Annotated in this window: 26 protein-coding genes; 14 read left to right on the forward strand and 12 right to left on the reverse strand. The window is 70.1% G+C overall.

The features are described from left to right. Positions 1-45 precede the first annotated feature (45 nt). From L3078_RS23705 to L3078_RS23715, 3 genes are read right to left on the reverse strand one after another with little or no spacing between them, the layout of a single operon-like run. Positions 46-432 carry a hypothetical protein gene (locus L3078_RS23705; RefSeq protein ID WP_239755963.1) on the reverse strand — a complete coding sequence of 129 codons (387 nt, stop codon included), beginning with the start codon at positions 430-432 and terminating at the stop codon, positions 46-48. Positions 433-451: 19 nt separating this feature from the next. After that, complete coding sequence (locus L3078_RS23710) at positions 452-736, reverse strand: YciI family protein (RefSeq protein ID WP_239755964.1); 285 nt, start codon at positions 734-736, stop codon at positions 452-454. A gap of 44 nt (positions 737-780) precedes the next feature. Further along, a complete protein-coding gene (locus L3078_RS23715; RefSeq protein ID WP_239755965.1) occupies positions 781-1,281 on the reverse strand; it encodes a hypothetical protein in 501 nt (166 codons plus the stop codon). Positions 1,282-1,580: 299 nt separating this feature from the next. Between L3078_RS23715 and L3078_RS23720 the strand changes: the two genes are divergently transcribed. Then, positions 1,581-2,015: a hypothetical protein gene (locus tag L3078_RS23720; protein ID WP_239755966.1), complete on the forward strand. Its 435-nt coding sequence runs from the start codon at positions 1,581-1,583 to the stop codon at positions 2,013-2,015. Here the strand turns inward: L3078_RS23720 and L3078_RS23725 are convergent. After that, a complete protein-coding gene (locus L3078_RS23725) occupies positions 1,997-2,467 on the reverse strand; it encodes a DUF6174 domain-containing protein (RefSeq protein ID WP_239755967.1) in 471 nt (156 codons plus the stop codon). The genes L3078_RS23720 and L3078_RS23725 overlap by 19 nt on opposite strands. Before the next feature lie 282 nt (positions 2,468-2,749). On the opposite strand from L3078_RS23725, the gene L3078_RS23730 reads away from it, so the two are divergent. Then, positions 2,750-3,067 (forward strand): hypothetical protein, encoded by a 318-nt coding sequence (locus tag L3078_RS23730; protein ID WP_239760444.1) that lies wholly within the window; start codon positions 2,750-2,752, stop codon positions 3,065-3,067. Positions 3,068-3,265: 198 nt separating this feature from the next. Here the strand turns inward: L3078_RS23730 and L3078_RS23735 are convergent, their stop codons facing one another. Then, entirely contained in the window at positions 3,266-4,000 is a 735-nt protein-coding gene (locus tag L3078_RS23735; RefSeq protein WP_239755968.1) for a hypothetical protein, read from the reverse strand. A 176-nt stretch (positions 4,001-4,176) separates the two neighbouring features. On the opposite strand from L3078_RS23735, the gene L3078_RS23740 reads away from it, so the two are divergent. Then, complete coding sequence (locus L3078_RS23740) at positions 4,177-4,740, forward strand: DM13 domain-containing protein (protein ID WP_239755969.1); 564 nt, start codon at positions 4,177-4,179, stop codon at positions 4,738-4,740. 34 nt (positions 4,741-4,774) lie between these two features. Here L3078_RS23740 and L3078_RS23745 read toward each other — a convergent pair whose 3' ends face one another. The 4 genes from L3078_RS23745 to L3078_RS23760 form a co-directional block, all read right to left on the reverse strand. Next, a complete protein-coding gene (locus L3078_RS23745; RefSeq protein WP_239755970.1) occupies positions 4,775-6,199 on the reverse strand; it encodes a glycoside hydrolase family 43 protein in 1,425 nt (474 codons plus the stop codon). Next, positions 6,196-8,205, reverse strand: a complete 2,010-nt coding sequence (locus L3078_RS23750; protein WP_239755971.1) for a ricin-type beta-trefoil lectin domain protein — start codon at positions 8,203-8,205, stop codon at positions 6,196-6,198. The genes L3078_RS23745 and L3078_RS23750 overlap by 4 nt, the downstream gene beginning before the upstream one ends. Positions 8,206-8,461: 256 nt before the next feature. Continuing rightward, complete coding sequence (locus L3078_RS23755) at positions 8,462-8,788, reverse strand: hypothetical protein (protein ID WP_239755972.1); 327 nt, start codon at positions 8,786-8,788, stop codon at positions 8,462-8,464. Between the two features lie 11 nt (positions 8,789-8,799). Then, entirely contained in the window at positions 8,800-9,138 is a 339-nt protein-coding gene (locus tag L3078_RS23760; RefSeq protein WP_239755973.1) for a winged helix-turn-helix transcriptional regulator, read from the reverse strand. A gap of 98 nt (positions 9,139-9,236) precedes the next feature. Between L3078_RS23760 and L3078_RS23765 the strand changes: the two genes are divergently transcribed. Together L3078_RS23765 and L3078_RS23770 are read left to right on the forward strand one after the other, a co-directional pair. Continuing rightward, a complete protein-coding gene (locus tag L3078_RS23765) occupies positions 9,237-10,118 on the forward strand; it encodes an NAD(P)-dependent oxidoreductase (RefSeq protein WP_239755974.1) in 882 nt (293 codons plus the stop codon). A 174-nt stretch (positions 10,119-10,292) separates the two neighbouring features. Next, on the forward strand, positions 10,293-10,853 hold the full coding sequence (locus L3078_RS23770) for a peptidoglycan-binding domain-containing protein (protein ID WP_239755975.1): 561 nt from the start codon (positions 10,293-10,295) through the stop codon (positions 10,851-10,853). Positions 10,854-11,069: 216 nt separating this feature from the next. On the opposite strand, the gene L3078_RS23775 is transcribed toward L3078_RS23770, so the two are convergent. Next, positions 11,070-15,047, reverse strand: a complete 3,978-nt coding sequence (locus tag L3078_RS23775; protein WP_239755976.1) for a glycoside hydrolase family 2 TIM barrel-domain containing protein — start codon at positions 15,045-15,047, stop codon at positions 11,070-11,072. A gap of 241 nt (positions 15,048-15,288) precedes the next feature. On the opposite strand from L3078_RS23775, the gene L3078_RS23780 reads away from it, so the two are divergent. Next, positions 15,289-16,146 (forward strand): DMT family protein, encoded by an 858-nt coding sequence (locus L3078_RS23780; protein WP_239755977.1) that lies wholly within the window; start codon positions 15,289-15,291, stop codon positions 16,144-16,146. 8 nt (positions 16,147-16,154) lie between these two features. Here the strand turns inward: L3078_RS23780 and L3078_RS23785 are convergent, their stop codons facing one another. Next, on the reverse strand, positions 16,155-16,637 hold the full coding sequence (locus L3078_RS23785) for an Lrp/AsnC family transcriptional regulator (RefSeq protein ID WP_239755978.1): 483 nt from the start codon (positions 16,635-16,637) through the stop codon (positions 16,155-16,157). Between the two features lie 110 nt (positions 16,638-16,747). Between L3078_RS23785 and L3078_RS23790 the strand changes: the two genes are divergently transcribed. The 4 genes from L3078_RS23790 (at position 16,748) to L3078_RS23805 (ending at position 20,816) form a co-directional block, all read left to right on the forward strand. Continuing rightward, entirely contained in the window at positions 16,748-17,617 is an 870-nt protein-coding gene (locus L3078_RS23790; RefSeq protein ID WP_239755979.1) for a class I SAM-dependent methyltransferase, read from the forward strand. Positions 17,618-17,715: 98 nt separating this feature from the next. Next, positions 17,716-18,657 carry a hypothetical protein gene (locus tag L3078_RS23795; RefSeq protein WP_239755980.1) on the forward strand — a complete coding sequence of 314 codons (942 nt, stop codon included), beginning with the start codon at positions 17,716-17,718 and terminating at the stop codon, positions 18,655-18,657. A gap of 176 nt (positions 18,658-18,833) precedes the next feature. After that, complete coding sequence (locus tag L3078_RS23800; protein ID WP_239755981.1) at positions 18,834-20,162, forward strand: serine hydrolase domain-containing protein; 1,329 nt, start codon at positions 18,834-18,836, stop codon at positions 20,160-20,162. 30 nt (positions 20,163-20,192) lie between these two features. Continuing rightward, positions 20,193-20,816, forward strand: a complete 624-nt coding sequence (locus L3078_RS23805; RefSeq protein WP_239755982.1) for a 3'-5' exonuclease — start codon at positions 20,193-20,195, stop codon at positions 20,814-20,816. On the opposite strand, the gene L3078_RS23810 is transcribed toward L3078_RS23805, so the two are convergent. Next, entirely contained in the window at positions 20,791-21,789 is a 999-nt protein-coding gene (locus L3078_RS23810; RefSeq protein WP_239755983.1) for an ArsR/SmtB family transcription factor, read from the reverse strand. The two genes, L3078_RS23805 and L3078_RS23810, sit on opposite strands and share 26 nt — an antisense overlap. A 268-nt stretch (positions 21,790-22,057) precedes the next feature. On the opposite strand from L3078_RS23810, the gene L3078_RS23815 reads away from it, so the two are divergent. The 4 genes from L3078_RS23815 (at position 22,058) to argG (ending at position 25,555) form a co-directional block, all read left to right on the forward strand. Beyond that, on the forward strand, positions 22,058-22,966 hold the full coding sequence (locus tag L3078_RS23815; RefSeq protein WP_239755984.1) for a hypothetical protein: 909 nt from the start codon (positions 22,058-22,060) through the stop codon (positions 22,964-22,966). Between the two features lie 18 nt (positions 22,967-22,984). Further along, positions 22,985-23,467: a hypothetical protein gene (locus L3078_RS23820; RefSeq protein WP_239755985.1), complete on the forward strand. Its 483-nt coding sequence runs from the start codon at positions 22,985-22,987 to the stop codon at positions 23,465-23,467. Positions 23,468-23,539: 72 nt separating this feature from the next. Further along, positions 23,540-23,962, forward strand: a complete 423-nt coding sequence (locus L3078_RS23825) for a VOC family protein (protein ID WP_239755986.1) — start codon at positions 23,540-23,542, stop codon at positions 23,960-23,962. 138 nt (positions 23,963-24,100) lie between these two features. Then, entirely contained in the window at positions 24,101-25,555 is a 1,455-nt protein-coding gene (argG, locus tag L3078_RS23830) for an argininosuccinate synthase (protein WP_239755987.1), read from the forward strand. The last annotated feature ends 73 nt before the right edge of the window (positions 25,556-25,628 follow it).

Below are 25,628 nucleotides of genomic sequence, written 5' to 3' on the forward strand. Positions count from 1 at the left end.
CACCTCCACGGAGGCGGGGGACACCGCTCGGCGCCCCGTGCCCGGCTACCGGACCACCCCGCGGAAACGGACCAGGAGGGCCTGGGCCTGTTCGGTGTCGGCGTCGAAGAACTGCTTGGCCAGGGCGGGCGGCACGGCGGGCCCCTGCATCCGGACCTCGTCGCAGCTGAAGCAGAACGCGGCCTCGTACAACGGCAGGTCGAGGACGTCGTCGTACGCCCGCACGCCCCACCCCGGTGAGAACCCGCAGCGGTGCTGTGCGCTGCCGGGGAGGCTCGCGATCAGGGCCAGCACGTCGCCGACCTCGTCCCCGGCCCAGTGGGCGACGACGGCACCGGGGTACGGGGCGCCCCGCTTCCCCGGCAGCCCCGAAATCCTGACGACCTCGATCAGCGCGGTGGCCGCGACGACGGCCGGGGCGGGAAGCTGCATGGCCGCACCGTCCCGCTGCTCAGGAAGGGTCGCGCTGCAGTCCGGTCAGGCCCACGACCGGCGCCCATTCGCGCACACCGACCACCTGGACACCAGGGGTGCGGTAGTACGGATCGGTGTCGAGTATGCGGTCCAGCTCTGCGCGGTCCGTGTCGAAGACGAGCAGCGCGCCGGTGTCGTCAGCGAACGGACCGGCGGCGACGAGATGTCCCTCCTCGTGGAGGCGATTGAGGAGTGCGCGATGCGCCGGACGTGCCGCGAGGCGTTCAGGCGAAGCGGTCAAGGCAAGTTCGACGATCAACATGCGCCCGACCGTAGCAGCGCCGGCATCTGGCTACGGGGCAAGTCCTACTTGCCTGTCAGTTCCACCTCGCAGTCCAGTGTCTGTGTGTACGCGCGACCGCCCTGCCGATAGCCGAACTCGCAGTAGCGGGCGCTCCGGGAGGGCAGGCTGGTGATCTTCAGCCGTACCAGGTAGTAGATATCGCTCGACGCGTGTGGAGCCACTTTGACGGGCTTGTCGGAGTAGTCGCGCAGCGCGGCGAACCGTGGTGACCATTTCTCGCCCTCCTTCGCCAGCAGAGCCAGTCCTTCGGTGTCTTCCAGGCTGTAGGCGCCGTATCCCAGGACCTTCAACCCTTGGGGAACCTCAACGAGTGACACCCCGGTGATTTCGATCGGCTCGGCGGATTTGTTGGTGGGCACGGGGAGCGCGAACCACCAGGTGTCCCCGACCTTCACGTTCTCGCTCCCGACGGTTCCGCTTTCCTGGATTCCGCCTTCCAGCGCGGACCCTTGAGAAAGCTGCTGCTCCAGCGTGGAACACCCTGTGACGAGGAGCGCGGCCACGGCAGCGACAGCGAGGCGGGTGCGTAGACAACGTGCCGGGCTTGTCGATTCCGGGATCATCATTTCCCCAAAAGAAGTGCCGGCCACGGGATTTGACCACGGCCTTGCGCGTCGCTTGTGCTCGCGGTCACGAAATCTACGCCGGGAATCCGCAGCGCAGCGTGCCGTTGAGCTACTTCTGAGGTGGGGATTCGGCCGTCGACGTCACCGTTTCGACCGGTGGTGAGCATCCGGCCGTGTCCCTACGTACCTCTTGGCGAGTGCACTCGGGTACGAAGAACGCGAACGGAGATCCGGACGTGATGAGGAAGCTGTCGCGGGGCGGTGTGGTGGCTGTGGGGCTGGCTGTCCTGCCTCTGGTGGCGGCCTGTAGCGGTGGCGGTGGGGACAAGGGCTCGGGCAAGGCGGGTGAGGAGTCCAGTCCGGTTGCCGCGGTCGTCGCGCCGGCCAAGGTCGAGGTGATCGCCGAGCTCACCGGGTGTGAGGTGAAGATCCGGACCGAGGCCGAGGAACTGCGCGAGGGCGTGTGTCAGACCGGCGCGGGGGACTACCTCATCACCACCTTCCCCAAGGACGAGCTGAAGGAAGTCTGGCTGGAGTCGGCCTCGATGTACGGCGGCAAGTACCTCGTCGGCCCCCGCTGGGCCATCTCCGCCAAGCCCGACGTGCTCAAGAAGCTGAAGGCCAAGGTGGGCGGCACGGTTCGCGACCTGAGTCAGCCGAGTGCGTCGTAGGCGCTGAGTTCGTACGCCGCCTCGTCGTCGATCGCGTTCTCCTCCCAGTCGATGGCGAGGGTGACGGGGCGGCCGTCCGCCGCGTACGAGACGTCCACCTTGTCGGCACCCTCCTCGCGGGCCACCTCCGCCTCCTTCAACAGGTCCGCGATGGTGGGTATGTCGTGCAGTGTCCGCTCCACCACGCGCCGCCCGCTGTCATCGAGCCCGACGGCCTTCACGACCTTTCCGTCCCGCACCGTCACCTCGAACGTCCCGATCAGCGCCCGCTCCCCCTCCGCCGACCTCAGCGTGTAGGTGTAGGACGCCGGTTCCTTCCAGGCGGGCGCCGAGGGCTTCGTCGTAGTCGCCGAGTCCTCTCCGCACCCTGAGATCGCCCACAGCAACGCCCCCGCCGTCGCGACGGCGGACAGCGCGCGGTGACGGAGTCGTACGGCAGTGGTCGTCGGCATGGCGGTGCCCCCTTCGAGAACGGTCACCCCTGGGACGCCGGCGGGGGTGAGAACGTTCAGCGGGCGGGGTCCGGTCTCCGGTGCGGTGCGGTGCGGTGCGGTGCGGTGCGGTGCGGAGCGGAGCCGACACGGTTTCCGGCCGTCGTCGTCGGAAGGTCCCGTCCGGGAGGACGTCACGGGCAGGATGTCCCCATGACGAAGCCGTCCGTGCAGTCCGTGCCGTCCATCCGGCGTTCCTCCTCCTCGCCTTCCGCGCCTTCCGCCTGTTCCTCCTCCGGTTCCTTGCTGTCGTTGTGGTCCCAGGACTCCGTGCTGTCGATCGGGTCCGTCGGGTCAGTGCTCTCCGTGGGGTCCGTCGGGTCGGTCCTGTCGATCGGTTCGATCGGGAGCGCCCTGTCCGCCGGCTCGATCGGATCCGCGCTGTCACTGATCTCGACCGGCTCATGGCTGAGCACGGGGTCCCTCTTGTCCGCGCACTCCCGCTGGTCGGTGCTGTCGTGGCGCTCCAACGGCGGGTTCATGGCCGCCGGAGCGGTGGGGGCGGCGGTGGTGGGGGTCGGGGGCGCCCTGTTGCTGGGGCGGCAGCGGCACAGGGCGTAGCCGGGGCGCCGCCACCATTTCTCGACGGGCGTGCAACGCAATGAGCCCCGCTTCACGTGTTGTGAAGCGGGGCTCATTCTCTGGAGCGCCGGGCAGGCCTTGCACCTGCATTTCCCCGCAGGAAGCGGGGCGTCTTTCCTTGGACCACCAACGCATCGAGTGCTACCGGGAGTTCGTTTTCCGGTGAGCGGCTCGAGATCAACTATAGCGGATCTTCGAGGGTGTTGCATCCTCGGTCGCGGCCGGTCCGGCCAAGTGCGCCTGCGGGGCGTACTCGACGCGGAGGTACTTGGCGTTCCGTTCGCCGTAGGCCTTGTGGAGGATCGGCTCGGCGGTCTCGGGGTCGTCGACGCCGACTTCGACGAAGCCGGTGCCGTCCAGGCCGACCTCGCGCAGGGCGAAGGTGCCGTCCCAGCGGCTCATGTCCTCGGTGACGCGGTCGAGGAGGGCGTTGAGGTCCTTCTCGTTGATGTCGCGGTCGTGGAGGCGTACGGTCACGCTCTTCTCGGCGGCGTCGCAGACGGCCGTGTCGAAGGGGGCGGAGGGGATGCGGTACACGTCCAGGGAGGTCGCGTCCTCGTCCAGGACCATGCCCGTGTAGATCGAGGCGTGGCGGCCGGTGACCAGTTCGTCCACGTAGCTCAGGGTGCGGTCGAGTGGGGTGTCCTCAGGGAAGCCGTCCCTCGCGTGACCTGCGAGGCTGCCCTGCGGCTGGGTGCCGTGGCAGATCCGCGTCGGGGTCGACACGACCTCCACGGTCTGGGCGTCGGCCGCCGAGCCCTGGATGCCGCCGAGTACGACGACGGAGCCCAGCACGGCCGCGGCGGCTCCGGTTCGGGAACGGACGCGGGCACCCGAGCCGCTCCAGGCATTGGCCCAGGCCCGGGTCAGGGTCCAGGTCCGGGTCCACCCGCGCTTGTCCGGCTCACCCATGACGCCCTCCGCGTTTCTGCTCGTACGACCGCACGATCGATACTGAGACGCGGGGGCCCGCCAGAACGTTCGATCCGCCCCGTCCGGTCCGCTGGCTTCGCCTTCTGCCCGGACGGGAGTTGAATCGGGCACGAGCCGACCGACGGCGACGGACGAGGAACGAGGAGGGCCGGCCCATGGGGCGACTGCGCTCGGTGCTGACCAAGCCGGTGGTGATCGCGATCCTGGTGGTGGGGGCCGTGGTGGCCGGCATCGGGCTGTACTGGTTCCAGCCGTGGAAGCTGTGGACGGACGAGACCGTGCGAGAGACCCTGCCGTCGGCCACGGCCACGGCCACGGCCACGGCGTCGGCGACGCCGGAGAAGTCCGCTGGGGATACGGACACCGTCGCCCGCGGGGAGTTCCTCAGCCACGAGCACGCGACCTCCGGGAACGTCCGGCTGCTGCGGCTCGCGGACGGGTCGTACGTCGTGCGGCTGGAGGACTTCGAGACCAGCAACGGGCCCGATCTGCGGGTGTGGCTGAGCGACGCGCCGGTGAAGGAGGGCGAGGACGGCTGGCATCTCTTCGACGACGACGCGTACGACCACGTCAGCCTCGGCGGGCTGAAGGGGAACAAGGGGGACCAGAACTACCGGGTGCCAGGTGACGTCGATCCCGGTGACTACGGCAGCGTCACCATCTGGTGCGACCGCTTCAACGTGTCGTTCGGCGCGGCCGAGCTGGCCCGGAGCCGCTGAGGCTCCGGACCGGCTCGGGGGGCATGGGTGTGTGTCAGTAGCCCACCCGGAACGTCGCGTCCGCCCGCTCCGTCGCCGTCGAGATCGGGTCGATGCGGAGCAGGTAGTTGCTGTGCCGGATGTAGCGGGTGGGGTTGTTGTACGAGCGGAACGAGGACCACGTGGAGTCGGCGAGGCCGGCGACGCGGGTGAACGTGGCGTCCGCGGCGAACGTCGACGTGCCGTCGTTCGCGTCCAGGCGGAGCGCGTAGTTGTAGTGGCGCAGGTAGCGGGTCGGGAAGTTCACCGACTGGAAGGAAATGGCCGAGGAGTCCGCCAGGCCCGGGACCAGCTTCCACTGGGAGTCGGTGAACGGATCGAAGGGGTACTCGTCGATACGGCCCACGTAGCTGCTGTGGCGGACGTAGCGGGACGGGAAGTTGTACGACTTCAGGCGGTTCCAGGCGGGGGCGCCCCACTTGGCCAGCAGGTTGGTGTACTCCGTCGACGTGATCGGGTGGATGCCGCAGTGCTTGGAGTTGAGCGGCTGGGTGTAGAGCTTCTGGTCGAGGGCCGTCCAGGTGCCGGAGGCGAGGTCGGTGGACTGCCAGACGTAGAACACGCCGTTGGGGGTGTACGTGTCTCCCCAGAGGTACCAGGCGTTGGACGTCAGGGACTTCACCACCGTGGGGGCCTCGGTGCCGCCGTGCGCGACAGGCGTGCTGAACGGTGTGAAGCTGCCCGGGGCGAGGGACGTCGACCGTGCGCCGACCAGTTGCTGGTTGCGCTTGTAGTAGAGGTAGTTGACGCCGTTGACGCCGATCGTGAGGTTGCCGTCGATGATGTCGTAGCCGGGGTCGAAGAAGACCTGCGGGTTCGACGACGTGACGAAGTCGGTGGTGTAGCTGACCATGATCACGTTGTGGCCGCTGCTGTTCACCGAGGAGTAGAGGATGCCGTACTGGCCGCGTGAGGCATCCCAGTAGGCCTCCGGGGCCCAGCTGTGGGTGGTGGTCATGTCGTGGAGCTTCAGCCGCCGGTAGCCGGTGAAGGTCCGCAGGTCGGCGGAGTCCCAGACGTGGATGTACGTGCTGTTGTAGTTCCAGTCGGTGCCCTTGAGGTCCGTCGCCAGGACGACGAACGTGCCGTCCTGCTTGCGCATCAGGAACGGGTCGCGCAGGCCGCCGGCGCCCTGGGTCGGGGTGACCAGGGGGGCGTTCTGGTTCAGCGGGGTCCAGTTCAGGCCGTCCTGGCTGACGGCCAGGTGCAGGCCGTAGTTGGCCTCCAGCATGGTGGTGGACTCGGTGAAGTAGACCATCGCGTACGCGGAGTCGGCCGCGTGGGCGGTGCCGGCGCCGAGGGTGAGCACACCGGTCGCGGCCAGCGGCACGGTTGCCGCCGTGCCGAGGAACATGCGGCGGGAGAGGCCGGGCCTGCCGGTCACGCCGCCCGCGGAGTTCACATCGCTCATGTCGCTCATGTCAGGCTCCACTTCTGGTTGTTCTGGCCGTTGCAGGACCACAGCACGAGCTTCGTGCCGTTGGTGGTCGCGGCGTTGTAGGCGTCCAGGCAGAGGCCGGAGTTGACGTTGACGATCGTGCCGTCGGTGTTCACGTTCCACTGCTGGTTGGTGCCGCCGTGGCAGTCCCAGATGACGACGCGGGTGCCGTTGGAGGTGCCGCGGTCCCAGGCGTCCAGGCACTTGTTGCCGTACACGACGAGTTCCTTGCGGGAGGTGTACTGCCAGACCTGGTTCCGGCCGCCGGAGCAGTCCCACAGCTGGGCGTCGGTGCCGTTGGTGATCGTGTTGTTGTTGATGTCGGCACAGCGGCCGGAGCCCGTGCCGGTGATCAAGGTGCCGTTGGTGCCCGGCAGCGGCCGTACGACGATGCCTTCGAGGGTCGGGGCGCCGGAGAAGGCGATCGTGTTGGCGCTGCCCTTGGTGAGCGACATGGCGACGGAGATGTTGCCGGGGGAGGAGCCGGTCGGCGGGAAGGAGACCTTGGTGGGGGTCTGGCCGTTGACCGTGAGGGTGGCGACCCGGGCGGCGGAGGTGTTGTTGGTGTAGGAGACGTCGACCGTCTTCAGGCCGGTGTTTCCGGCGACCACCCCGGAGAAGTTCGATGTGCCGTTGTAGGTGCTCGCCGACTGCTCGGTGCCGCCCTTGACGGTGAGCATGACCGAGGCGCCCGCCGGGACGCTGGTGGTGTAACTCGTGCCGGGCGTACCGACGTTGGTACGGGTCCACAGGTCACGGACGGTCGCCGCCGCGTTCGTCAGGCCGAGGTCGGACCAGCGGACGGTCATGTTCTGGGTGGTGGAGGTGCGGTTGAGCAGGACGACCGCGCGGTTGCCGGGGCCGGAGAGGACCTTGCCGTACACCTGGAGGCCCGTGGTGTCCTCGGCGACCTTGACGCCCTGGAGGCCGCGGGGGTCCTGGTCGACCGCGATGACCTCGGGGTTCTTGAGGATGTTCGCCGTCTCCGTGGTCATGGTGGAGAGGTCGTTGCCGGCGAGCAGCGGGGCGCCGGAGATCGCCCACAGGTTCATGTGGGTGCGGTCCTGGGCGGGGGTGAGGCCCATGCCGACCATCAGCATGTCGGGGTCGTTGACGTAGCCGGTGTGCTGGGCCGTGGGGTGCAGGTTCCGGTCGTGGGCCGTGAGCACATTGCCGTACGTGAAGGTCTGGCCGTGGTAGAAGATGTCCGTGTTCGTCCGCCACATCGGGCCCATGCCCGGTGCCCAGTTCCAGGGGTTGGAGTAGCCCCAGTTGCACAGGGAGAGGGCGAGGGGGCGGCCGGTGGTGGCGGTCGCGGTGGCGACGGCGTCGCTGATCGCCTGGTAGGTCGTCTTCGGGTCGAGGCCCTCGGCGTCGCCGCCGCACCAGTCGACCTTCACGAAGTCGAAGCCCCACTTCGAGAACTGCGTCATGTCCTGGACGTAGTGGCCCTCGCTGCCGCTGCCGGGCGCGGCCGGGCGGCCGGTGGGGAAGTAGTAGCCGCAGCCGTCCTTGCCGGCGTCGGTGTAGATGCCCGCCTTCAGGCCCTTGCTGTGGATGTAGTCGGCGATGGCCTTCATGCCGCCGGGCCACTCGGCCTCGTCGATGGTGATGTTGCCCGCGCTGTCGCGCGTGCCCTGCCACCAGCCCTCGTCGATGTTGATGTATTCGTAGCCGGCCTCGAGCAGCCCGGCCGCGACGAACGCGTCGACCTGCTGCTTGATCACGTTGTAGTCGACCTTCGCGGCGAAGGCGTTCCAGGAGGCCCAGCCCATCGGGGCTTCGGGGACGGATATTTGACGGTCCGTCACGGCTACTGGTACGGCGTCGAGTTGGGTGACAGGGGTGTCGGTCGCCGTCGTCCCGGCCGTCGGCTGGACGAACAGCAGGGCGGCCGTCGCGGTCGTCGCGAGGGCGAGGGCGCGTACGGCGGCGGATCTGCAACGGCGTCTGAGACTGCGGGAGTTGGCGCGGGGAGGGGGGTACATGCGGCTCCTACGAGGGATATCCGGGGGATGCGGGGGACGCGGGGGCTCGATATCTCGAACAAGGATCGGCTCGCCGAACGCTTCGGCTGGCCGAAAGTAGAGCCGGGAGGAACGGAAGTCAACGGCTGTGACAGAGGTGGTTTTTGAACCGGTCACAAAGCGAGGACGCCGGGCCGGGGAAGGGCTCGGCGTCGTGCTTCGGCGGTCCGGTTCTATGACGGGAACACAGACGCGCCGAGTCGGGGAAACGGCGAGGTCAGCTCTTGTGACCGGTCACCTTGGCGATCCACTGGATGAAATCGGCCGCGTTCTGGCTCGCGCCGTGGCCGCCGTCCCGGTCCATGGCGGCGTCGAGGTGGCCGCCGAGGTTCTCCAGCTTCGCGGCGAGGTTGCCGACGACGGTGGGTGAGGTGTCGCGGTCCTTGGTGCGCTGCCCTCTTGGCGGAGGCTGGAGGGAGTGAGGTGGCGGGCCTTGGTGGTGCCGCTGCCGACGGGGTTGTTCTCGCCGGGCGACAGGTCGAACGCGTCGAAGGCCGGGGCGTCCTTCATCCGGGCGCTCACGTGGGTGAGGAAGTCCGCCCACATACGCGGCGCCTACCGCGCCGCCCGCTCCCGGCCCCACGCGGCCAGCGGTTCGAGCGCGTCGTTGAGGCGTGTGCCGTCCTCGGTGAGTGAGTACTCGACGCGCGGCGGCACCTCGTCGTAGGAGACGCGGCGCACGACTCCGTCCGCCTCCATCTCGCGCAGATGGGAGGCCAACACCTTCTCGCTGACGCCCGGAAGCAGCCGGCGCAGCTCACCGAAGCGGCGAGAGGGCTGCTCGTGCAGGGCCCAGAGGATCAGGACCTTCCACCTGCCACCGATCACCTCCATCGCGGTGTCGATCCCGCAGATGTGGCCGTCCGGTGCGCCCGGCCGATTCAGCGTCGCCATGTCCCCCACCCCTCCGACGTGCTCGCTCACCTCAGGGTAACCACCCACTCCGAAGTACGTACTTGATCACTTTCGCGCCCGTGACCAGCCTGTTCGGCATGACACAGAATCCTTCCGAGAAGACCGCCGTCACCTTGCTGGGCCTCGGCGCGATGGGCACCGCGTTGGCCCGTGCGTGGCGGGCCGCAGGCCATCCGCTCACCGTCTGGAACCGCACACCGGCCCGCTCCGCGGTGCTCGCCGCCGAGGGCGCGCGGGTCGCGGACAGCGCCGCCGAGGCGGTCGCCGCGAACACCCTGGTCGTCGTCTGCCTGTTGGACGACGCCTCCGTGGAGGAGGCACTGGCCGATGCCGACCTCACCGGCCGCGACCTGGTGAACCTGACCACGACGACCCCCGCCCAGGCCCGCGCCCGCGCCGAGTGGGCCGAGGCTCGGGGCGCCCGTTACCTGGACGGCGGCATCATGGCCGTCCCGCCGATGGTCGGCGTCCCCGAGGCCGGGGGCTACGTGTTCTACAGCGGCTCGCGGCAGCTGTTCGACCAGCACCGGGCCGCCCTGGCCGTCCCGGTCGGCACCACCTACGTCGGCGAGGACGCGGGCTTCGCGGCCCTGCACGACGTGGCCCTCCTCAGCGCGATGTACGGCATGTTCGCCGGCGCCGCGCACGCCTTCGCCCTGATCCGCAAGGAGGACATCGACCCGGCGTCCTTCGCCCCGCTGCTCGCGGACTGGCTCGCCGCGATGGCCCCGGCGGTGCACCAGACCGCCGAGCAACTGCGGAGCGGTGACTACACGCGAGGCGTCGTCTCCAACCTGGCCATGCAGGTGGCCGGCACCCCGACCTTCCTCACCACCGCCGAGCAACAGGGCGTCAGCCCCGAACTCCTCACCCCCTACTTCGCGTTGATGCGTCGTCGCCTGGCCGAGGGCACCGCAGAGGAGGACCTGACGGGGGTGATCGACCTGCTGCTGCGCTGACCGGCACCGGGTGTCCGCGGGCCGTCCGGCGCACCCCTCACCCGTGGCCGCTCCCCGGGTCGTGGGTGACGACGGCAACGAGCGACGCGCAACCTGAGAGTTTCCAGGTTCCCTCCCACCCCGAGTCCTCCAAGACTTGGCGCCGGACCTGCCATCACATTCCCAGGGGGAGCCATGTCTTTTCGTCAGCGAGTGATCTCGGCCGTGATCGGTGCCGCCACGGTGGCCGTCCTGGGGTTGAGCGCCTCCCCGGCCTCCGCGAGCGTCTCGGACGGTTTTGTCAGCGGAGGCGGTGACTTCGACAACGACTGGGGGGACGAGGGCCCACTCTCCATGAACAGCAACACCCGATCCAACGCCACATGCCTGTGGCAGCAGATCCTCTGGGCGGAGGGGGCCAGCGAGCAGAACGGCACCGACTTCGACGCCTCCGACATCGACGGCGTCTTCGGGGAGAACACCCGGCACGCGACGATGGACCTGCAGCGACGCTGGAAGCTGGAGGACGTCGACGGCATCGTCGGGCCCGACACCTTCGGCTACCTGGACGGCAGGCGGCTGGTGCACTACGACGGCAGCGAGTCAGGCACCCTGTGGATGCACTACAACGGGCCCACGCACCACTTCTACATCACCCGGTCCGGTGCCGGGAGGTACGGCTTCTGGGAGGGCTCGGACAACGACAACGGGACCCCGATCCGGTACGCCTCGTACACGTCCCGCAACTGCAGCTGACACCGGCAGGGTGATGCCTACGGCCACGCGGTGGGCCTCGGCCTCGGTACGTCCCGGAGCACCCGGCTCCCGGGCCCCGCACCGAGCCCGAACCTGGTGAACCAGCCTGGTGACGGACAGTGAACGGCGCGACGCTCGGCCGGGGGAACCCGGTCGAGCGTCGCGCCGTTGGCGGCGGTCCTCACGTCGGCCGCCGCGTGGGCACCCGCAGGGCGGCTAATCCGTCGCCGTCGGCCTCCGAGACAGCTTCGTCGCGGCGGCCACGTCCGTCAGCGGGCGGAGCCGGTACGTGTACGTGTAGTCGCGGCTGGCGAAGAGTTTGTACTCGTCGTGGGTGTGGGCGCCCCAGCTGTTGTCGCCGCCGACGCCCATCTGGCGGTGGTTGACGCGGAGGACGACCGTGTCGCGGGGGGTGAGGTGGTAGTCGTGGCGGAGGCCGGTCGAGAGGTCCTCCGGGGTGAAGTAGGAGGCGTTGACCTCGAGTAGGGAGTCGCCCGCGATCAGCAGGCCCTCGCCGTCGCGGTCGGTCAGGGCGGCCCAGCGGATGTCGGTCTTGTTGCCGTTCTCCTGGGGGCGGATGTAGCCGGACCACTGGTCGGCGACGCTGCCCGAGTAGAGGCCGACGTCGGTGCCGTTGTTGCGGTCCCAGTGGTTCTCCTCCGGGCCGCGGCCGTAGTAGTGGAGGCGGTCCAGGCGGCGCGGGAGGTGGAGGAGGGTGCCCACCTCAGGGATGTACGGGAGGGAGGCCGCGCCCGGGTGCAGGGTGTTGTCGACCTTGATCTCGCCGTTGCCGAAGACGGTGTAGGTGGTGGTGTACGACGACTCGGTCGTCGTCGGCAGGGTGCCGGTGACCTTGATCTCCACGGCCCGGTCGGTGCCCAGGGCACGGACCGTCACGTCGGTCACCTTGCGGTTCGTGCCCGCGTCCCGCCAGGTCTGGTTGCGGGTGTGCTGCCCGTTGCCGTTGTCGTTGTCGGTGGGGGCCCGCCAGAAGTTGGGGGTGGGGCCGGAGGTGAGCAGGCGGGTGCCGGCCGAGCGGTAGGAGGTGATCGTCCCGGTGGCACGGTCCACGGTGACCGAGAAGCCGCGCCCCTGCACGCCCTTGCCGGTGACGGTGATCTCGTTCGGGCCGTCCTTGTACGTCAGCTTCGGGACGGAAGCCAGGGGGACCGGTGTCACCGCCGGGCTGCCCGCGTCCACCGGCAGCTGCTGCCGGGCCACCTCGAAGCCGGACTTCGCCCAGGGGGTGCGCTCCTTGGTGGTGAAGGAGAGTTCGAGGAAGTACTCGGTGCCGGGCGCGGGGGAGGAGGGGAGGCGGAAGGGGACGGTGATGTCCTTGGTGGAGAGGGGGGCGACGTCGAGTTGGGCGCGGGTGAGGCGGCCCCGCTGGATCTCCTTCCCGTCCGCCGACAGGGTCCAACTGCCGTCGAATTCACGGAGGTTGGTGAACAGGTACTCGTTGGTGAGGGTGATCTTCTTCGAGGTCAGGGCATCGGTCGCGGCGCCCGTGGCCGGGGTCGCGTGGATCGCCTGGTAGATGCGTTTGACCTCGGCCGCCTTGCCGGTGTGGCCCCGGTCGGCCTTGACGATGCCGTCCGCGACGAAGGCGCCGTCGTTGGGGTTGTCGCCCCAGTCACCGCCGTACGCGAAAAACGAACGTTCCTTCGCGAAGCCCTCCCGCTCCCGCTCCGCCACCTTCACCGTCGCCGCGTCGAACCAGAACCGCACGCCCTCGTCGCCCGGCCCCCGCCCCCCGGAGGCCAGTTCGGCCCCGCTCAGGGCGCGCGCGTACACACCCGCCCGCCGGATCGTGCCGCTGAACTCGCGCGTCGGGTTGTCCGTGTCCGTGCCGAGGGAGAGGGGTGCCGTGTTGACGCTGGGCCGCCGGGTCGTGGTGCGGGTGGCCTTCACCTCGCCGTCGACGTAGAGGGTGAGGGACCCGGCCTCGGCGTCGAAGACCCCGGCGACATGGTGTTCGCGGCCGGTCCAGCCGTCCGCCGGGAGGCCCCAGCTCACGCTGACCCACTGGCCGCCGCCGTAGATGAAGAACTCGACGCTGTTGTTGGTCTGCTTCAGCGCGTACTGCGTGTCGCCCTTGGCGACGAGCGGCTGGTGGCCGCCGGTGACGTGCGGGGTGATCCACGCCTCCAGGGTCAGCGAGCCGGTGAGGTCGAGGGCCGGGTCGCGGGTGAAGCCGGTGGCACCGGAGATCCCCTTCTCCCGGCTGAACGTTCCTGCGGCGGTGAGGAGTTGGCCCTTCAGCGCGCTCGGACCGGCGTCCGTGAAGACCCTCAGCCTCGGCACCGGCCAGGTCAGCGACTGGTCGACGAAGTCCCAGATCCAGCCGCCCTGGAGGACCGGGTAGCGCCGGATGAGGTCCCAGTACTTCTTGAAGTTGCCGGTCGAGTTCCCCATGGAGTGCGAGTACTCGATCATCACGTACGGCCGGGTGTCGGAGGTGTCCTTCGCCCGCTGCTCGACCCGCTGCGGGCTGTCGTACATCTCCGAGCGGATCTGGCTGATCGTCGGCCGGTCGTCGCCCTCGTACTGGATGACGCGGGTCGGGTCGTAGGACTCGATCCAGTCGCGCATGGCGACGAAGGTGGAGCCGCCGCCCGCCTCGTTGCCGAGGGACCAGATGACGACGGAGGCGTGGTTCTTGTCGCGGTGGACCATGGCGCGGGCGCGGGCCACGCAGGCCGTCGTCCACTCGGCGTGGTTGCCGGGGTAGCGGTCGCGGATGCCGTGGGTCTCCAGGTTCGTCTCGTCGACGAGGTAGAGGCCGTACTCGTCCGCCAGTTCGTACCAGAGCGGGTTGTTGGGGTAGTGCGAGGTGCGGACGGTGTTGATGTTGAGCCGCTTGATGATGCCCATGTCCTGGACCATGTCGGCGCGGGTGAGCGCCATGCCCCGGTCGGGGTGCATCTCGTGGCGGTTGGTGCCCCGGAAGGAGACCGGCTTGCCGTTGATCCGCATCAGCCCGTCCTTGAGCGCGAACTCGCGCAGGCCGACGCGATGGGAGAGGGTCTCGACGACCTTGCCGCGCGGGTCGCGCAGCCGGAGCACGGCCGTGTAGAGGGTGGGGTGTTCGGCCGACCACAGCTCGGGCGAGGGGACGGACTTCTGCGCCTGGACGGTCACGTCCTCGCCGGTCGTGGAGGCGCCGACGGCGACGGACTGCACGAGGGGCCGCGACCAGACGGCGTGCCCCCGGGCGTCGTAGAGCTGCGTCTCGACCGAGTACGACCCCCCGTGCCCGGCCGCGTACGCGCGCACGCTCGCGGTGACGGACAGCTCGGCGGCCGTGTAGCCGTCGCTGAGCGGGGTGTCCAGCTTGAAGTCGCGCAGGTGCACGGCGGGCGTGGAGTAGAGGTAGACCGAGCGGAAGATACCGCTCAGCCGGATCATGTCCTGGTCCTCCAGCCAGTCGCCGTCCGAGTAGCGGTAGACCTCGACGGCTATCTGGTTCCTCCCCGGCTTGAGGTGCCGGGTGATGTCGTACTCGGCCGGGTCGTACGAGTCCTCGTGGTAGCCGACGAGGTGGCCGTTGATCCACACGTAGTGGGCCGACTTGACGCCCTCGAAGTGCAGGAAGGTACGGCGGTCGCCGGCCGTCCAGTCCTTGGGGAGCTGGAAGGAACGGCGGTACTGGCCCACGGGGTTGTAGCGGGTCGGCGCGGTCGGCGGCTGGGACTCCTCGCCGAGGCCGTTGGGCCCCCACCACGGGTAGGTGATGTTGATGTAGATAGGGAAGTCGTAGCCGTGCAGCTGCCAGTTGGAGGGGACCGGGATGGTGTCCCAGTCGCTGTCGTCGACGTCCGTCCTGTAGAAGTCCTCGTCCCGGTCGCCCGGCCGGTCCACGTACGCGAACTTCCACGTCCCGTCGAGGCTCAGCCGGTACGGGGAGCGGGTGCGGTCGGCGGCGAGAGCCTGTCTGACGTCCGCGTACGGCATGAGGGTGGTGTGCGGCGGTTCCGCGCCGACCTGGAAGAGGGCCATGTTGCCGGACCACTCGGGGCTGTCGGCGGCGGCTGTCCCGGTGCGGGGGGCGGCGTACGCGTCGCCGCCGGAGAGGGCCAGGGCGCCGAGGACGGCGGCGCCGCCCTCCAGCAGCCGGCGGCGGCTCACGACGGGGCGGACTGCGGGGGTGCCGGTGTGCGGCTGCGGAGGCGGTTGCGGGTGCGGGTGCTGCATTGCCGGGGCCTTCCTCGCGGTGACGGGGGGTGCACGTACGGAGTGACGTGCGGGGGGTGCACGTACGGAGTGACGTGTGGGACGAGGAGCGTCGGATGCGGTCCGATTTTTGTCTGATGTTGTTGAAAACCGGGCCCACACTAGGACTTCGAACAGAAGCGGATCAATAACTCTGTCGGACTTTGTGCGGTCGTGAGGGTGGGAGCGTGACGCCACCGGGCGGGCGGCCTACGGTGCCCCCATGGTGGCGGGTGTGGTGCTGGCGTTGTGCGCGGCCGTGTGCATGGGTACGGCGACGGTGCTGCAGGCGCTGGGGGCGCGGCGGGCGGCGGCCGAGGGAGGGCGTACCCGGGGGCGGGTCGTGGCGAGGGCGCTGCGGGGCTGGCCGTTCCTCGCGGGCGCCGGCCTGGACACGCTCGGGTTCGCGGCACAGGTCGGGGCGTTGCTACTGGTGCCGCTGTTCCTGGTGGAGGCGTTCGTCGCCGCCTCGCTGGCGGTCACGGCGGTCGTCGGCACAGTCGTACTGGGGCTGAGGCCGCGCCGTGCCGAATGGGCCGCCGTCCTCGTGGTGTGCCTCGGCCTGGTGACGCTCGCGGTGTCCGCCGGGCACGACGGGCCCGGTGACGGGGACACCCCCCTGCGGGTCGCGATGCTGGCGGCGTCGGTGCTGGTGGTGGGGGCGGGGTGGGTGCTGGGCGGCCGGTTGCGGCGGGGCCGTACCGTCGTCCTCGGGGCGGCGGCGGGCCTCGCCTTCGGCCTCACCGCGATCGCCGTACGCCTGCTGCCCGACGCGACGGTGCCGGAGGTGTTCGGCAACCCCGCCGCGTACGCCGTCGTCGTCTCCGGTCTCGGCGGCTACCTCCTCCTCGTCCAGGCCCTCCAGTCCGGCTCGGTCACGGCGGCGACGGCGGCGATGGTGATCTGCGAGACCGTGTGGCCCGGGGTCTTCGGGGTGGTGTGGCTCGGCGACACCACCCGCGAGGGGTACGGGTGGCTGGCGGTGGTCGGGTTCGTGGGCTGTGTGGGGGGTGGGGTGGCGCTGGCGCGGTTCGGTGAGGCGGGGGAGGGCGAGAGGGACGAGTCCGGGCGGCGGCCATGAGTGGTGACCTACCTTCCCGTGGCGCCGGGCTCCTGGCCGTCCAGGGGTGTCATGACCCGTACGTTCGTCTGCTGGTAGATCACCGAGCTGCGGAAACTCACCACCTCCCGGCGGGCGCTGAAGCGGTCCATGAGGAAGGCGTGCAGGCGCTCGATGTCCGGTACGGCCACGTGGACGACGAAGTCGTCGTCGCCGGAGACCACGAAGACGGAGACCACCTCGGGGAGTTGGGCCAGATACGCCTCGAAGCCGGAGATCACGTCGCGGCTCAGCGGGCGCAGCCGGGCGAACACGAGGGCCTGGAGGGAGCGGCCGAGCAGGCGCGGTTGTACGGCGGCGTGGTAGCCGGTGATCACGCCGCGCGACCGTAAGGCTCGGACCCGTTCCAGGCAGGTGGAGGGGGCGATGCCTGCGAGGCGGGCCAACTCCCGGTTGGTGAGCCGTGCATCGCGTTGCAGATGACCGAGGATCACCGAATCAATGTCGTCCATGGCCGTCATTTTCCTGGGCGGGGCGAATATGGTTCGGCGGAGCGTCCGTAGCGCCGTATCCCGCTCTAGATTTCCCTTCGCCCGCCGGATGTGAAGGGGAGACGTGCCGCATGACGACCGCCGCGACCGACACCGTCGACACCATCGACGCGATCGACAAGACAGCCGCGACCGCCTCGACGGCGGTCGATCACTATGACCGGTTCCTCGCCGAGCACTACACGTGGATGCTCGGTGGTGATCTGCCGGCGCTCGCCGAGGCCCAGCGCGCGTTCCTGGCGGAGTGGGGTGTGGTTCCCGTACGGGACGGAGCGGCTGAGCACTCGGCCGGGTCCGGACTCGGGGCCGGTGCCCTGGCCGTGGATCTGGGGTGCGGTCCGGGGCAGACGAGTCTCGCGCTGGCCGGGGTGGGCTTCGACTCCGTGCTAGCCGTCGACCTGAGCGAGCCGTTGCTCGACGAACTCGCGGTACACGCGGCCGGGTTGCCCGCCGTGCGTCCCGTGCGGGCGGATGTGCGGACGGCGCTGCCTGAGCTGGTGCGGCCGGGTTCGGCGGCGGCGGTCGTCTGTCTCGGTGACACGCTGACCCATCTGCCGACGAGAGCGGACGTGGCCGCGCTGTTCGCCGATGTCGCCGACGCCCTCGCGCCCGACGGGACGGCCCTCTTCGGCTACCGCGACCTGACGGTCCCGCTGACCGGCACGGACCGCTTCCTCCCGGTCCGCGCCACCGAGGACCGGATCATGACCTGCTTCCTGGAGTACCCGGGTGACTTCGACGACTACACGGTCGTCGTGCACGACGTGGTCCACAGCCGGGACGGCTCCGGCGGCGACTGGGCCATGCGCGCGCACAGTTACCGGAAACTGCGGCTCTCCCACGCGTGGGTCATGGAGCGGTTCCGGGTCGCCGGGCTGCGTCCGACACGGGAGGGGGCCGGCCCGGGCGGCATGCGGATCGTGGCGCTGCGGCGCGCGTAGGAAAGGGTTCGGGCCGCGCGGCAACCCGCGAGTTGCCGGCGGCGACCACAGGGTGAAGTGAAGGTACGTGAAATCCCGCCCCCACAAGGGAGTTCACCATGCACATCAAGCGCACCCGCATCGCAAGACTGCTCACCGTGCTCGCCGCGGTCCTGACCGTGCTGCTCGCGCCCGGTCTGGCCACCCCGTCCGTCGCGCAGGCGGCCAACGACCGAGCGGCACAGGAACAGGTCCGGGAACAGGCCCAGGACCGGGCGGTGGCCGCCGCGGTCGCCGCCGCGCCCGCCGCCTGGAACCCGCCCTCGCACCTGGTCCAGCCCCTGAACGAGGTCTGGAACCACGTCGAGTCGACCTACGGCAACCTCTACGGCTTCCGCAACTACGGCTGGGACCAGATCATGGCCAACCGCGGAAGCGTCAACTACTGCGTCCGCTGGGAGTCGGACCAGCCGGTCAGCGTCGCCCTGCGCGACCAGATCCACGCCGCGCTGAAGAAGCAGTTCGGCAAGTGGATGGCGGCGATGGTCGACAACGGCGCCGGCCACAACGCCTGGCCGTACACCAACGTCCCCGTCAACATCGTCGGCTGGGCGGTGAGGAACCGCTCGACCCTCCAGTGGAGCGACAACTCCGTCGACATCTACACCAACATGCTGGACGGCGCGGGCGCCCCGCAGTGCAACCCCGACTGCGGCCGCTTCTTCCACCAGGACGGCAACTACTCCCGCTGTCCCGGCGGCGCCGCCCGCCACTACGACCAGTCCCTCTGGCTCACCGAGGGCTTCGGCGGCGGCGCCGGCGGCGACTGGGGCCAGCGCATGGGCCGCTCCTACTTCACCGGCGCCCTGAACCAGGAGAACATCCACATCTATCTGCACGAGGTCGGCCACACCTTCGGCCTCGACGACTTCTACGACTGGACCCCGACCGGCCAGTGCTGCTTCCTCATGAAGGCGGGCAGCGCCACCCAGATCACCGAGTTCGACAAGTGGATGTTCCGAGACTTCTGGCGCCACATGAAGTCCCGGTACGGCCTCTGACACCCTTCGTCCAGCGATGTGCGGCGGGGCCATGACAGATGTCATGGCCCCGCTGTGAGAGTGATCGTCCGCGAGAAGGATGTAGTGCGCACCGGTTGGTCGTGACAATTACCTGGCAGGGCAACGGAGTTGACCGTCCGGGGCCGTTGGAGCGTCAGGATCGAGGGGGGCACGTCGTGCGTGGGCAACGTCTCGTCGGGACCGTGTTGGGGACCACACTTCTGCTGGGTGCGGCGGTACCCGCCGCCGAGGCGGCCGGGCCGGCGGCGGCGGGGGAGCGGCTGGACCGGGGCGAGTTGGGGGAGACGCTCGGCGCGGTGCGCGAGGCCGGGATGTACGGCACGTACGCGTCCGTGCGGGACGGCCGGGAGCGCTGGAGCGGCGCGGCCGGGCTGGCCGACGTGGACACCGGCCGCGAGGTCACCCCGAACATGCGGCACCGCGTCGGCAGCATCAGCAAGACGTTCACGGCCGTGGCGATCATGCAGCAGGTGGAGCGTGGCCGGATCCGCCTCGACGCCCCGGTCACGGACTACGTCCCCGAGCTGTTCGAGGGCACCGGCACCGACGGGGACGCCCGGGAGCGCGGGGACGCCGTCACCGTACGGATGCTCCTCAACCACACCAGCCACATAGGCGACTACGTCCTCGGCGCCTTCCCCTCCCTCGCCCAGAACTCCACCACCAGCCTCGACGAGCACCGCTTCCGCTCGATCGGCCCCCGCGAGCTGGTACGGCTGGGTCTCGCGGCCCCCACCACCGGGCGCCCCGGCGCCCAGCCGGGCAGGTACTCCAACACCAACTACGTCGTGGCCGGCCTGATCCTGGAGAAGGTCACCGGCCAGAAGGCGTCGACGTACATCACCCGCAACGTCATCGACCGCGCCGGGCTGCGCCACACCTCGTACCCGCGCACCGCGTACATCAAGGGCCCGCACTCGCGGATGTACGAGTCGTTCTACGGGCTCATCGACCCGCCCCGCGACTACAGCGTCTACGACATGTCCTGGGCGTACACGGCCGGCGCGATCGTCTCCACGACGGACGACCTCAACCGCTTCTACCGGCAGCTGCTCACCGGTGACCTGGTCCGCCGCTCGTCGCTCGACGAGATGCGGCGCACGGTCCCGGTGGAGATCGCCCCGGGCGCCGCGATCGACTACGGCCTCGGCATCTACACCCTCGACGTGCCCGGCTGCGGGCGGTTCTGGGGCCACGACGGCGGGGTCTTCGGCGCGGGCACCATCAGCCTCACCAGCGCGGACGGCGACCGACAGGTCTCCATGGGCTGGAACCTGATGAAGTACCAGCGCCTCAACGCGGACGGCACGGCGCTGGAGCCGAGCCCGATCGACGACGCGATCGAGCGACACGTCTTCGGGGCGTTGTGCCCGACGCCGGAGGAGCCGGGTTCGGGTTCGGGGGCCGGGACGAAGTCGCGGCTGGCGGCGGGGGACGCGTGGCGGTTCCTGCCGGACGGTCTGCTGGGTAGGACGCTTCCGTAGCCGTCCTCGCACCGCAGGGAGCACAGCGTCTTGCCCACCTTCGTCATCTTCGACCTGGAGTTCACGACCTGGCCCGGGGCCATGGAGCAGGACTGGTCGGCCCCCGGCCAACTGCGCGAGATCGTGCAGATCGGCGCGGTGCGGGTGAATGAGGAGTACGCCGTCGTCGAGGAGTACGAGACGCTGGTCCGCCCGGTGGTGAACCCCCGGCTCTCGCCGTTCTTCACCACCCTCACCGGCATCGACCAGGGTGACGTGGACCGGGACGGCCTGGCGCCGGCCCGGGCCCTCGACGACTTCCTCGCCTTCTGCCGGGGCGGGTCGGTCCTGTCCTACGGCAACGACATGCTCGTCCTCGGCGAGAACATCGGCTGGGCCCGGGCCCGGGGCGAGACGATCGAGCACCGCGTGCTCGCCCCGGGCTTCCTCAACGTCCGGCCGTGGGTGAACGCCGTCGCCCCGGTGACGACCGGCGTCAACTCGGGCCGCCTCTGGCAGGCCCTGGGCCTCCCCCGGCCCGGCACCCCGGGCGCCGAACACTCGGCCCTCTTCGACTGCCACTCCATCGCGTCGGCCCTGCGCCACCTGGCGGGGACGGGGGTCGTCCTGCCGGACGGCCTCCTCCGCGTCAGTGGGGCCCGCGCGGGGAGTTGAGGAGCTCGGCGCCGAGCGGGGAGAGCACGTGCCGCACGGTGTTGCCCTGTCTGCGGGTGGACACCAGCCCGGCCTGGCGCAGCACGGTGGCGTGCTGGCTCGCCGACGCCGCGGAGATGTCCGCGCGACGGGCCAGTTCACCGGTGGTGCTGCCGTGCACGAGCAGATGCATGACCGTCGCCCGGGTGCGGCCCAGCAGCGCCGCCAACGGGCGGGGGACCGGCTCGTCCCCCGCGGTGCCTCCCTCCGCCCAGCCCCGGCCGCGTACGACGGGATAGACCAGCACCGGAGCCGTGTCGGGGTTCTTGAGCGTGATGGGGGCGCCGAAGCAGAAGAACGACGGCAGGAGCACCAGGCCTCGGCCGTTGAGGAAGAGGTCCTGGTCCACGGGGTAGGGGAGTTCGAGCACGGGCGGCCGCCAGCGCGCCTGCGGGTGCAGATGGGTGAGCAGCCGTGCGACGCCTCCCGTGGCCAGGGCGTGCAGACGAGTGGCCCGGTCGGCCTCCAACTGGGCGCGGACGGCCCGCCAGTAGGGGGCCAGAGCTGTGCGGTGGTACCTCCGGACGGCTTCTCCGAGGGTCCCGAGGACCTCCGGGTCACCGGCGGCCAGTGCACCCAGCCGGGGGTCCGGCGCGCGCCGGGGGGCGAGGTCGCCGAGGTCGGCGCGGAGCCGGGTCCGGGGGGTGGCGAGCAGGTGGTCGAGGGCTTCGTCCAGGCAGGAGGTGCCCGCGGTCGGCGTGAGGAAGTCCGCCGAGTAGCCCACGGGCGGCGCCAGCTCGCACAGCATGCGGGTCAGGTGCGCCGTACCGCCGAGCAGCCGGCCGCGGGTCCGCTCGCGCCACAGGCCGAACTCCTTGGTGCCGGGCCGCTTCTGCAGGGCGTGCAGGCTCAGCAGCACCTCCCAGAGCACGTCCGGCTCGGCGGCCAGACGGGTGTTGCCCATGTCCTCGGTCGTGAAGTGGATGCTCAGCACGGTGTCCCCCTGTGGTCTGGATGACGCCCGCACCGGCTGTGTCGGGCCGGTGTTCGTGGCGTCGGTATGAGTGCTTATGAGCGCTGGTACTCGCTTTGCGTGTCGGGCGTGCCGGTGTCTGGCCGTGACGTGCCCCTTTCGGAGAGCACTGAAAGTCCTGGCACGTTCGTTCACCGATCAATCACGCTGACGGCGTGCGCCCGGTCGCACCAGAACCGAACCCGACCTCCGCTCGCACCCTCCTTCACGCCCCACGCGAGAGGACGTCATGCGCAAGGCCGCGATCAGCCTGCTCCTCGTGTCCGCCGTCATCAGCGGCTGCGCCGCCGCCCAGGGCTCCCCGGCGAGCACGGAACGTCAGGAGGCCGCCACCGCACGGCAGTTGACCGACGCCGAGAACCTGCGGATCGCGGACGCGCAGCAACGCCTGATCGGTGCTTGCATGCGACGGCAGGGCTTCGAGTTCTGGGAGGCCGAGCGGCTCAGCCTGGCCGAGAGCCGCACCCTCGGCTATGTGCTGGACGACGTCGACTGGGCCCGCACGTACGGCTACGGCAGCCGCCTCCAGGTCGAGGAGGCCGCCGCCCGCGTCGCCAACCCCAACCTCGCCTACCGCAAGCGTCTCCCCGAACAGCGCCGCACCGCCTACGACCTGGCGCTCGACGGCGGGACCGACGCGCCGATGATCAGCGTCGAGATCCCCGGCGGCGGCGGCACGGTGCGCAAGCGCCTGGGCGGCTGCGTGGCCGAGTCCGAGAAGAAGCTGTACGGGGACCCCCGGGAATGGTTCCGCGCGGAGAAGGTCACCAGCCACCTGCGGTCGCTCTACGTACCCAAGGTGCTGGCCGACCGCCGATTCTCGGCGGCGCTGGACGTCTGGTCGCGCTGCATGAAGCGGGCGGGCCACGACTACGCGGACCCGGGCGCCTCCCGTCGGGCGGCCATCGCGCGGTCCGACCGGGTGACCGAGCCCGGGGTCTTCGAGGCGGAGAAGAAGCTCGCCGTGGCCGACGCGACCTGCGCCCGGGACGCGGACCTCCGCTCCATCGGCGAGGAGCGCGAGAGCCACTACCTCGACCAGCTGCGCGACCGCTACGGCGAAGCGCTCGACACGTACACCCGGCTCCAGCACCGGGCGCTGGACCTCGCCCGGAAGATCGTCGGCCCACGGGTCTGACCACACCAAGGAGTACACATGCGCAGATCAGCCATAGCCGCCGTCGTCCTCGCCCTGGCCTCCCTCGGACTCGGGGCACCGACCGCGTCCGCCGCGACGGCGGACGAGAGCGTCTGCGGGGAGGAGTGGCCGAACAGCCGGGACGGCAACCTGAGGGTCTGGCAGGACTGGGGCTGCCAGGGCATCCTCCTCGGCACGACGCCGGGGAACGACCGCTTCTGGGGCGACAGCGGGAACGAGGGGGTGTTCAACTCCCCGGACCACCTCGCACCGTCCTCCGTGATGAACAGCGGGTTCGTCGGGGGCAAGGACGTCGTCGCCTTCTACGCCGAGAAGGACTACCAGTACCAGTTCGGCTACGTCTGCCTCGCTCCGGGAGAGCTGTGGGCCGACAACCTCACGGACAACTACTACCAGTCCGGCGCGGTCGTGAACGACAACATCAGGTCCCACCAGTGGGTCACCGCCTCCGCCTGCGGGGCGGGCACCTGGCTGACGTGATGTCGTAGGGAGGTCCGTCGGCATACCGACGGACCTCCCTCTCCGTCCGACCCGATCCGCACAGGAGCTGTCATGTCCGACGAAGCCACCCCCGTCGAAGCCACCCCCGTCCGCGAACTCCGGCTGGTCGTCACCGCCGCCGACTACGACGCCGCGCTGCACTTCTACCGCGATGTGCTGGGGCTGCCCGAGCGGGCGGCGTTCTCGTCCGACGGCGGGCGGGTGTCGATCCTCGAAGCGGGCCGGGCGACGCTGGAGATCACCGATCCGAAGCACGCGGAGTTCATCGACGAGGTGGAGGTCGGCCGCCGTGTGGCCGGCCACATCCGGGTCGCCTTCGAGGTGGACGACTCGACCGCGACCACGGCGAGGCTGGCGGCGGCCGGCGCCGAGGTGATCGCCGAGCCGACCCGCACCCCCTGGAACTCGCTGAACTCCCGCCTCGAAGCGCCCGGCGCCCTGCAGCTGACCCTCTTCACCGAACTCGACGTGTGAGGGGGCCCGCGGACGGACCGGCGGACGGATCGGTGGACGGATCGGCGGACGGACCGGCGGACGGATCGTGTCGGGCGTGAGGGCCGTCACCGGACGGTGGCTTTGCATGATCATGCATTGCCATGCATAATAATTTCTATGTCCAAGGTCCTCACCTCTCTTCCGGCCGGCGAGCGCGTCGGCATCGCCTTCTCGGGCGGGCTCGACACCTCGGTCGCCGTCGCGTGGATGCGTGACAAGGGTGCCGTCCCCTGCACCTACACGGCTGACATCGGCCAGTACGACGAGCCCGACATCGCCTCGGTGCCCGGCCGCGCGAAGACCTACGGTGCCGAGATCGCGCGCCTGGTCGACTGCCGCGCCGCGCTGGTCGAGGAGGGCCTGGCCGCGCTGACCTGCGGCGCGTTCCACATCCGCTCCGGCGGGCGGGCGTACTTCAACACCACCCCCCTCGGCCGTGCCGTCACCGGCACGCTGCTGGTCCGGGCGATGCTGGAGGACGACGTCCAGATCTGGGGCGACGGCTCGACCTTCAAGGGCAACGACATCGAGCGGTTCTACCGCTACGGCCTGCTCGCCAACCCGCACCTGCGCATCTACAAGCCCTGGCTGGACGCCGACTTCGTCACCGAGCTCGGTGGCCGCAAGGAGATGTCCGAGTGGCTGGTCGCGCACCAGCTGCCGTACCGGGACTCCACGGAGAAGGCGTACTCCACCGACGCCAACATCTGGGGCGCCACCCACGAGGCGAAGACCCTGGAGCACCTGGACACCGGCGTCGAGACCGTCGAGCCCATCATGGGCGTCCGGTTCTGGGACCCGTCCGTCGAGATCGCCACCGAGGACGTGACGATCGGCTTCGACCAGGGCCGCCCGGTCACCATCAACGGCAAGGAGTTCGCCTCCGCCGTCGACCTGGTGATGGAGGCCAACGCCATCGGCGGCCGCCACGGCCTCGGCATGTCCGACCAGATCGAGAACCGCATCATCGAGGCCAAGAGCCGCGGCATCTACGAGGCGCCCGGCATGGCCCTCCTGCACGCCGCCTACGAGCGCCTCGTCAACGCCATCCACAACGAGGACACCCTCGCCCAGTACCACTCCGAGGGCCGTCGCCTCGGCCGCCTGATGTACGAGGGCCGCTGGCTGGACCCGCAGGCCCTGATGATCCGGGAGTCCCTGCAGCGCTGGGTCGGCGCGGCGGTCACCGGCGAGGTCACCCTCCGCCTGCGGCGCGGCGAGGACTACTCGATCCTCGACACCACGGGCCCGGCGTTCTCGTACCACCCGGACAAGCTGTCCATGGAGCGCACCGAGGACTCGGCGTTCGGCCCGGTCGACCGGATCGGCCAGCTCACCATGCGCAACCTCGACATCGCCGACTCCCGCGCCAAGCTGGAGCAGTACGCGGGCCTCGGCCTGATCGGCACCGGCAGCCCCACGGTCGGCGCCTCGCAGGCCGCCGCGACCGGGCTGATCGGCACCATGCCGGAGCTGCCGCAGGGCGGCGCCGAGGCCATCGCCTCGCGCGGCGAGGTCTCCGAGGAGGACGCCCTCCTGGACCGCGCCGCGATGGAGTCCGGCACGGACTGATCGCCGACGGGCATCTTGGAATCGCCGACGGACGCCCGGAATTACCGACGGACACCTGGAACGGCAGGCTCGA

This window comes from Streptomyces deccanensis (assembly GCF_022385335.1).
GTDB lineage: Bacteria > Actinomycetota > Actinomycetes > Streptomycetales > Streptomycetaceae > Streptomyces > Streptomyces deccanensis.

Excerpts from the sequence above, each read along its gene's own strand:
- L3078_RS23740 (WP_239755969.1), top strand. The coding sequence starts at position 4,177 with ATGGGGCGACTGCGCTCGGTGCTGACCAAGCCGGTGGTGATCGCGATC.
- L3078_RS23780 (WP_239755977.1), top strand. The coding sequence starts at position 15,289 with ATGGTGGCGGGTGTGGTGCTGGCGTTGTGCGCGGCCGTGTGCATGGGT.
- L3078_RS23770 (WP_239755975.1), top strand. The coding sequence starts at position 10,293 with ATGTCTTTTCGTCAGCGAGTGATCTCGGCCGTGATCGGTGCCGCCACG.
- L3078_RS23745 (WP_239755970.1), bottom strand. The coding sequence starts at position 6,199 with ATGAGCGACATGAGCGATGTGAACTCCGCGGGCGGCGTGACCGGCAGG.
- L3078_RS23765 (WP_239755974.1), top strand. The coding sequence starts at position 9,237 with ATGACACAGAATCCTTCCGAGAAGACCGCCGTCACCTTGCTGGGCCTC.
- L3078_RS23760 (WP_239755973.1), bottom strand. The coding sequence starts at position 9,138 with ATGGCGACGCTGAATCGGCCGGGCGCACCGGACGGCCACATCTGCGGG.
- L3078_RS23825 (WP_239755986.1), top strand. The coding sequence starts at position 23,540 with ATGTCCGACGAAGCCACCCCCGTCGAAGCCACCCCCGTCCGCGAACTC.
- argG (WP_239755987.1), top strand. The coding sequence starts at position 24,101 with ATGTCCAAGGTCCTCACCTCTCTTCCGGCCGGCGAGCGCGTCGGCATC.
- L3078_RS23820 (WP_239755985.1), top strand. The coding sequence starts at position 22,985 with ATGCGCAGATCAGCCATAGCCGCCGTCGTCCTCGCCCTGGCCTCCCTC.
- L3078_RS23790 (WP_239755979.1), top strand. The coding sequence starts at position 16,748 with ATGACGACCGCCGCGACCGACACCGTCGACACCATCGACGCGATCGAC.
- L3078_RS23750 (WP_239755971.1), bottom strand. The coding sequence starts at position 8,205 with ATGTACCCCCCTCCCCGCGCCAACTCCCGCAGTCTCAGACGCCGTTGC.
- L3078_RS23795 (WP_239755980.1), top strand. The coding sequence starts at position 17,716 with ATGCACATCAAGCGCACCCGCATCGCAAGACTGCTCACCGTGCTCGCC.
- L3078_RS23815 (WP_239755984.1), top strand. The coding sequence starts at position 22,058 with ATGCGCAAGGCCGCGATCAGCCTGCTCCTCGTGTCCGCCGTCATCAGC.
- L3078_RS23725 (WP_239755967.1), bottom strand. The coding sequence starts at position 2,467 with ATGCCGACGACCACTGCCGTACGACTCCGTCACCGCGCGCTGTCCGCC.
- L3078_RS23705 (WP_239755963.1), bottom strand. The coding sequence starts at position 432 with ATGCAGCTTCCCGCCCCGGCCGTCGTCGCGGCCACCGCGCTGATCGAG.
- L3078_RS23775 (WP_239755976.1), bottom strand. The coding sequence starts at position 15,047 with ATGCAGCACCCGCACCCGCAACCGCCTCCGCAGCCGCACACCGGCACC.
- L3078_RS23735 (WP_239755968.1), bottom strand. The coding sequence starts at position 4,000 with ATGGGTGAGCCGGACAAGCGCGGGTGGACCCGGACCTGGACCCTGACC.
- L3078_RS23785 (WP_239755978.1), bottom strand. The coding sequence starts at position 16,637 with ATGGACGACATTGATTCGGTGATCCTCGGTCATCTGCAACGCGATGCA.
- L3078_RS23710 (WP_239755964.1), bottom strand. The coding sequence starts at position 736 with ATGTTGATCGTCGAACTTGCCTTGACCGCTTCGCCTGAACGCCTCGCG.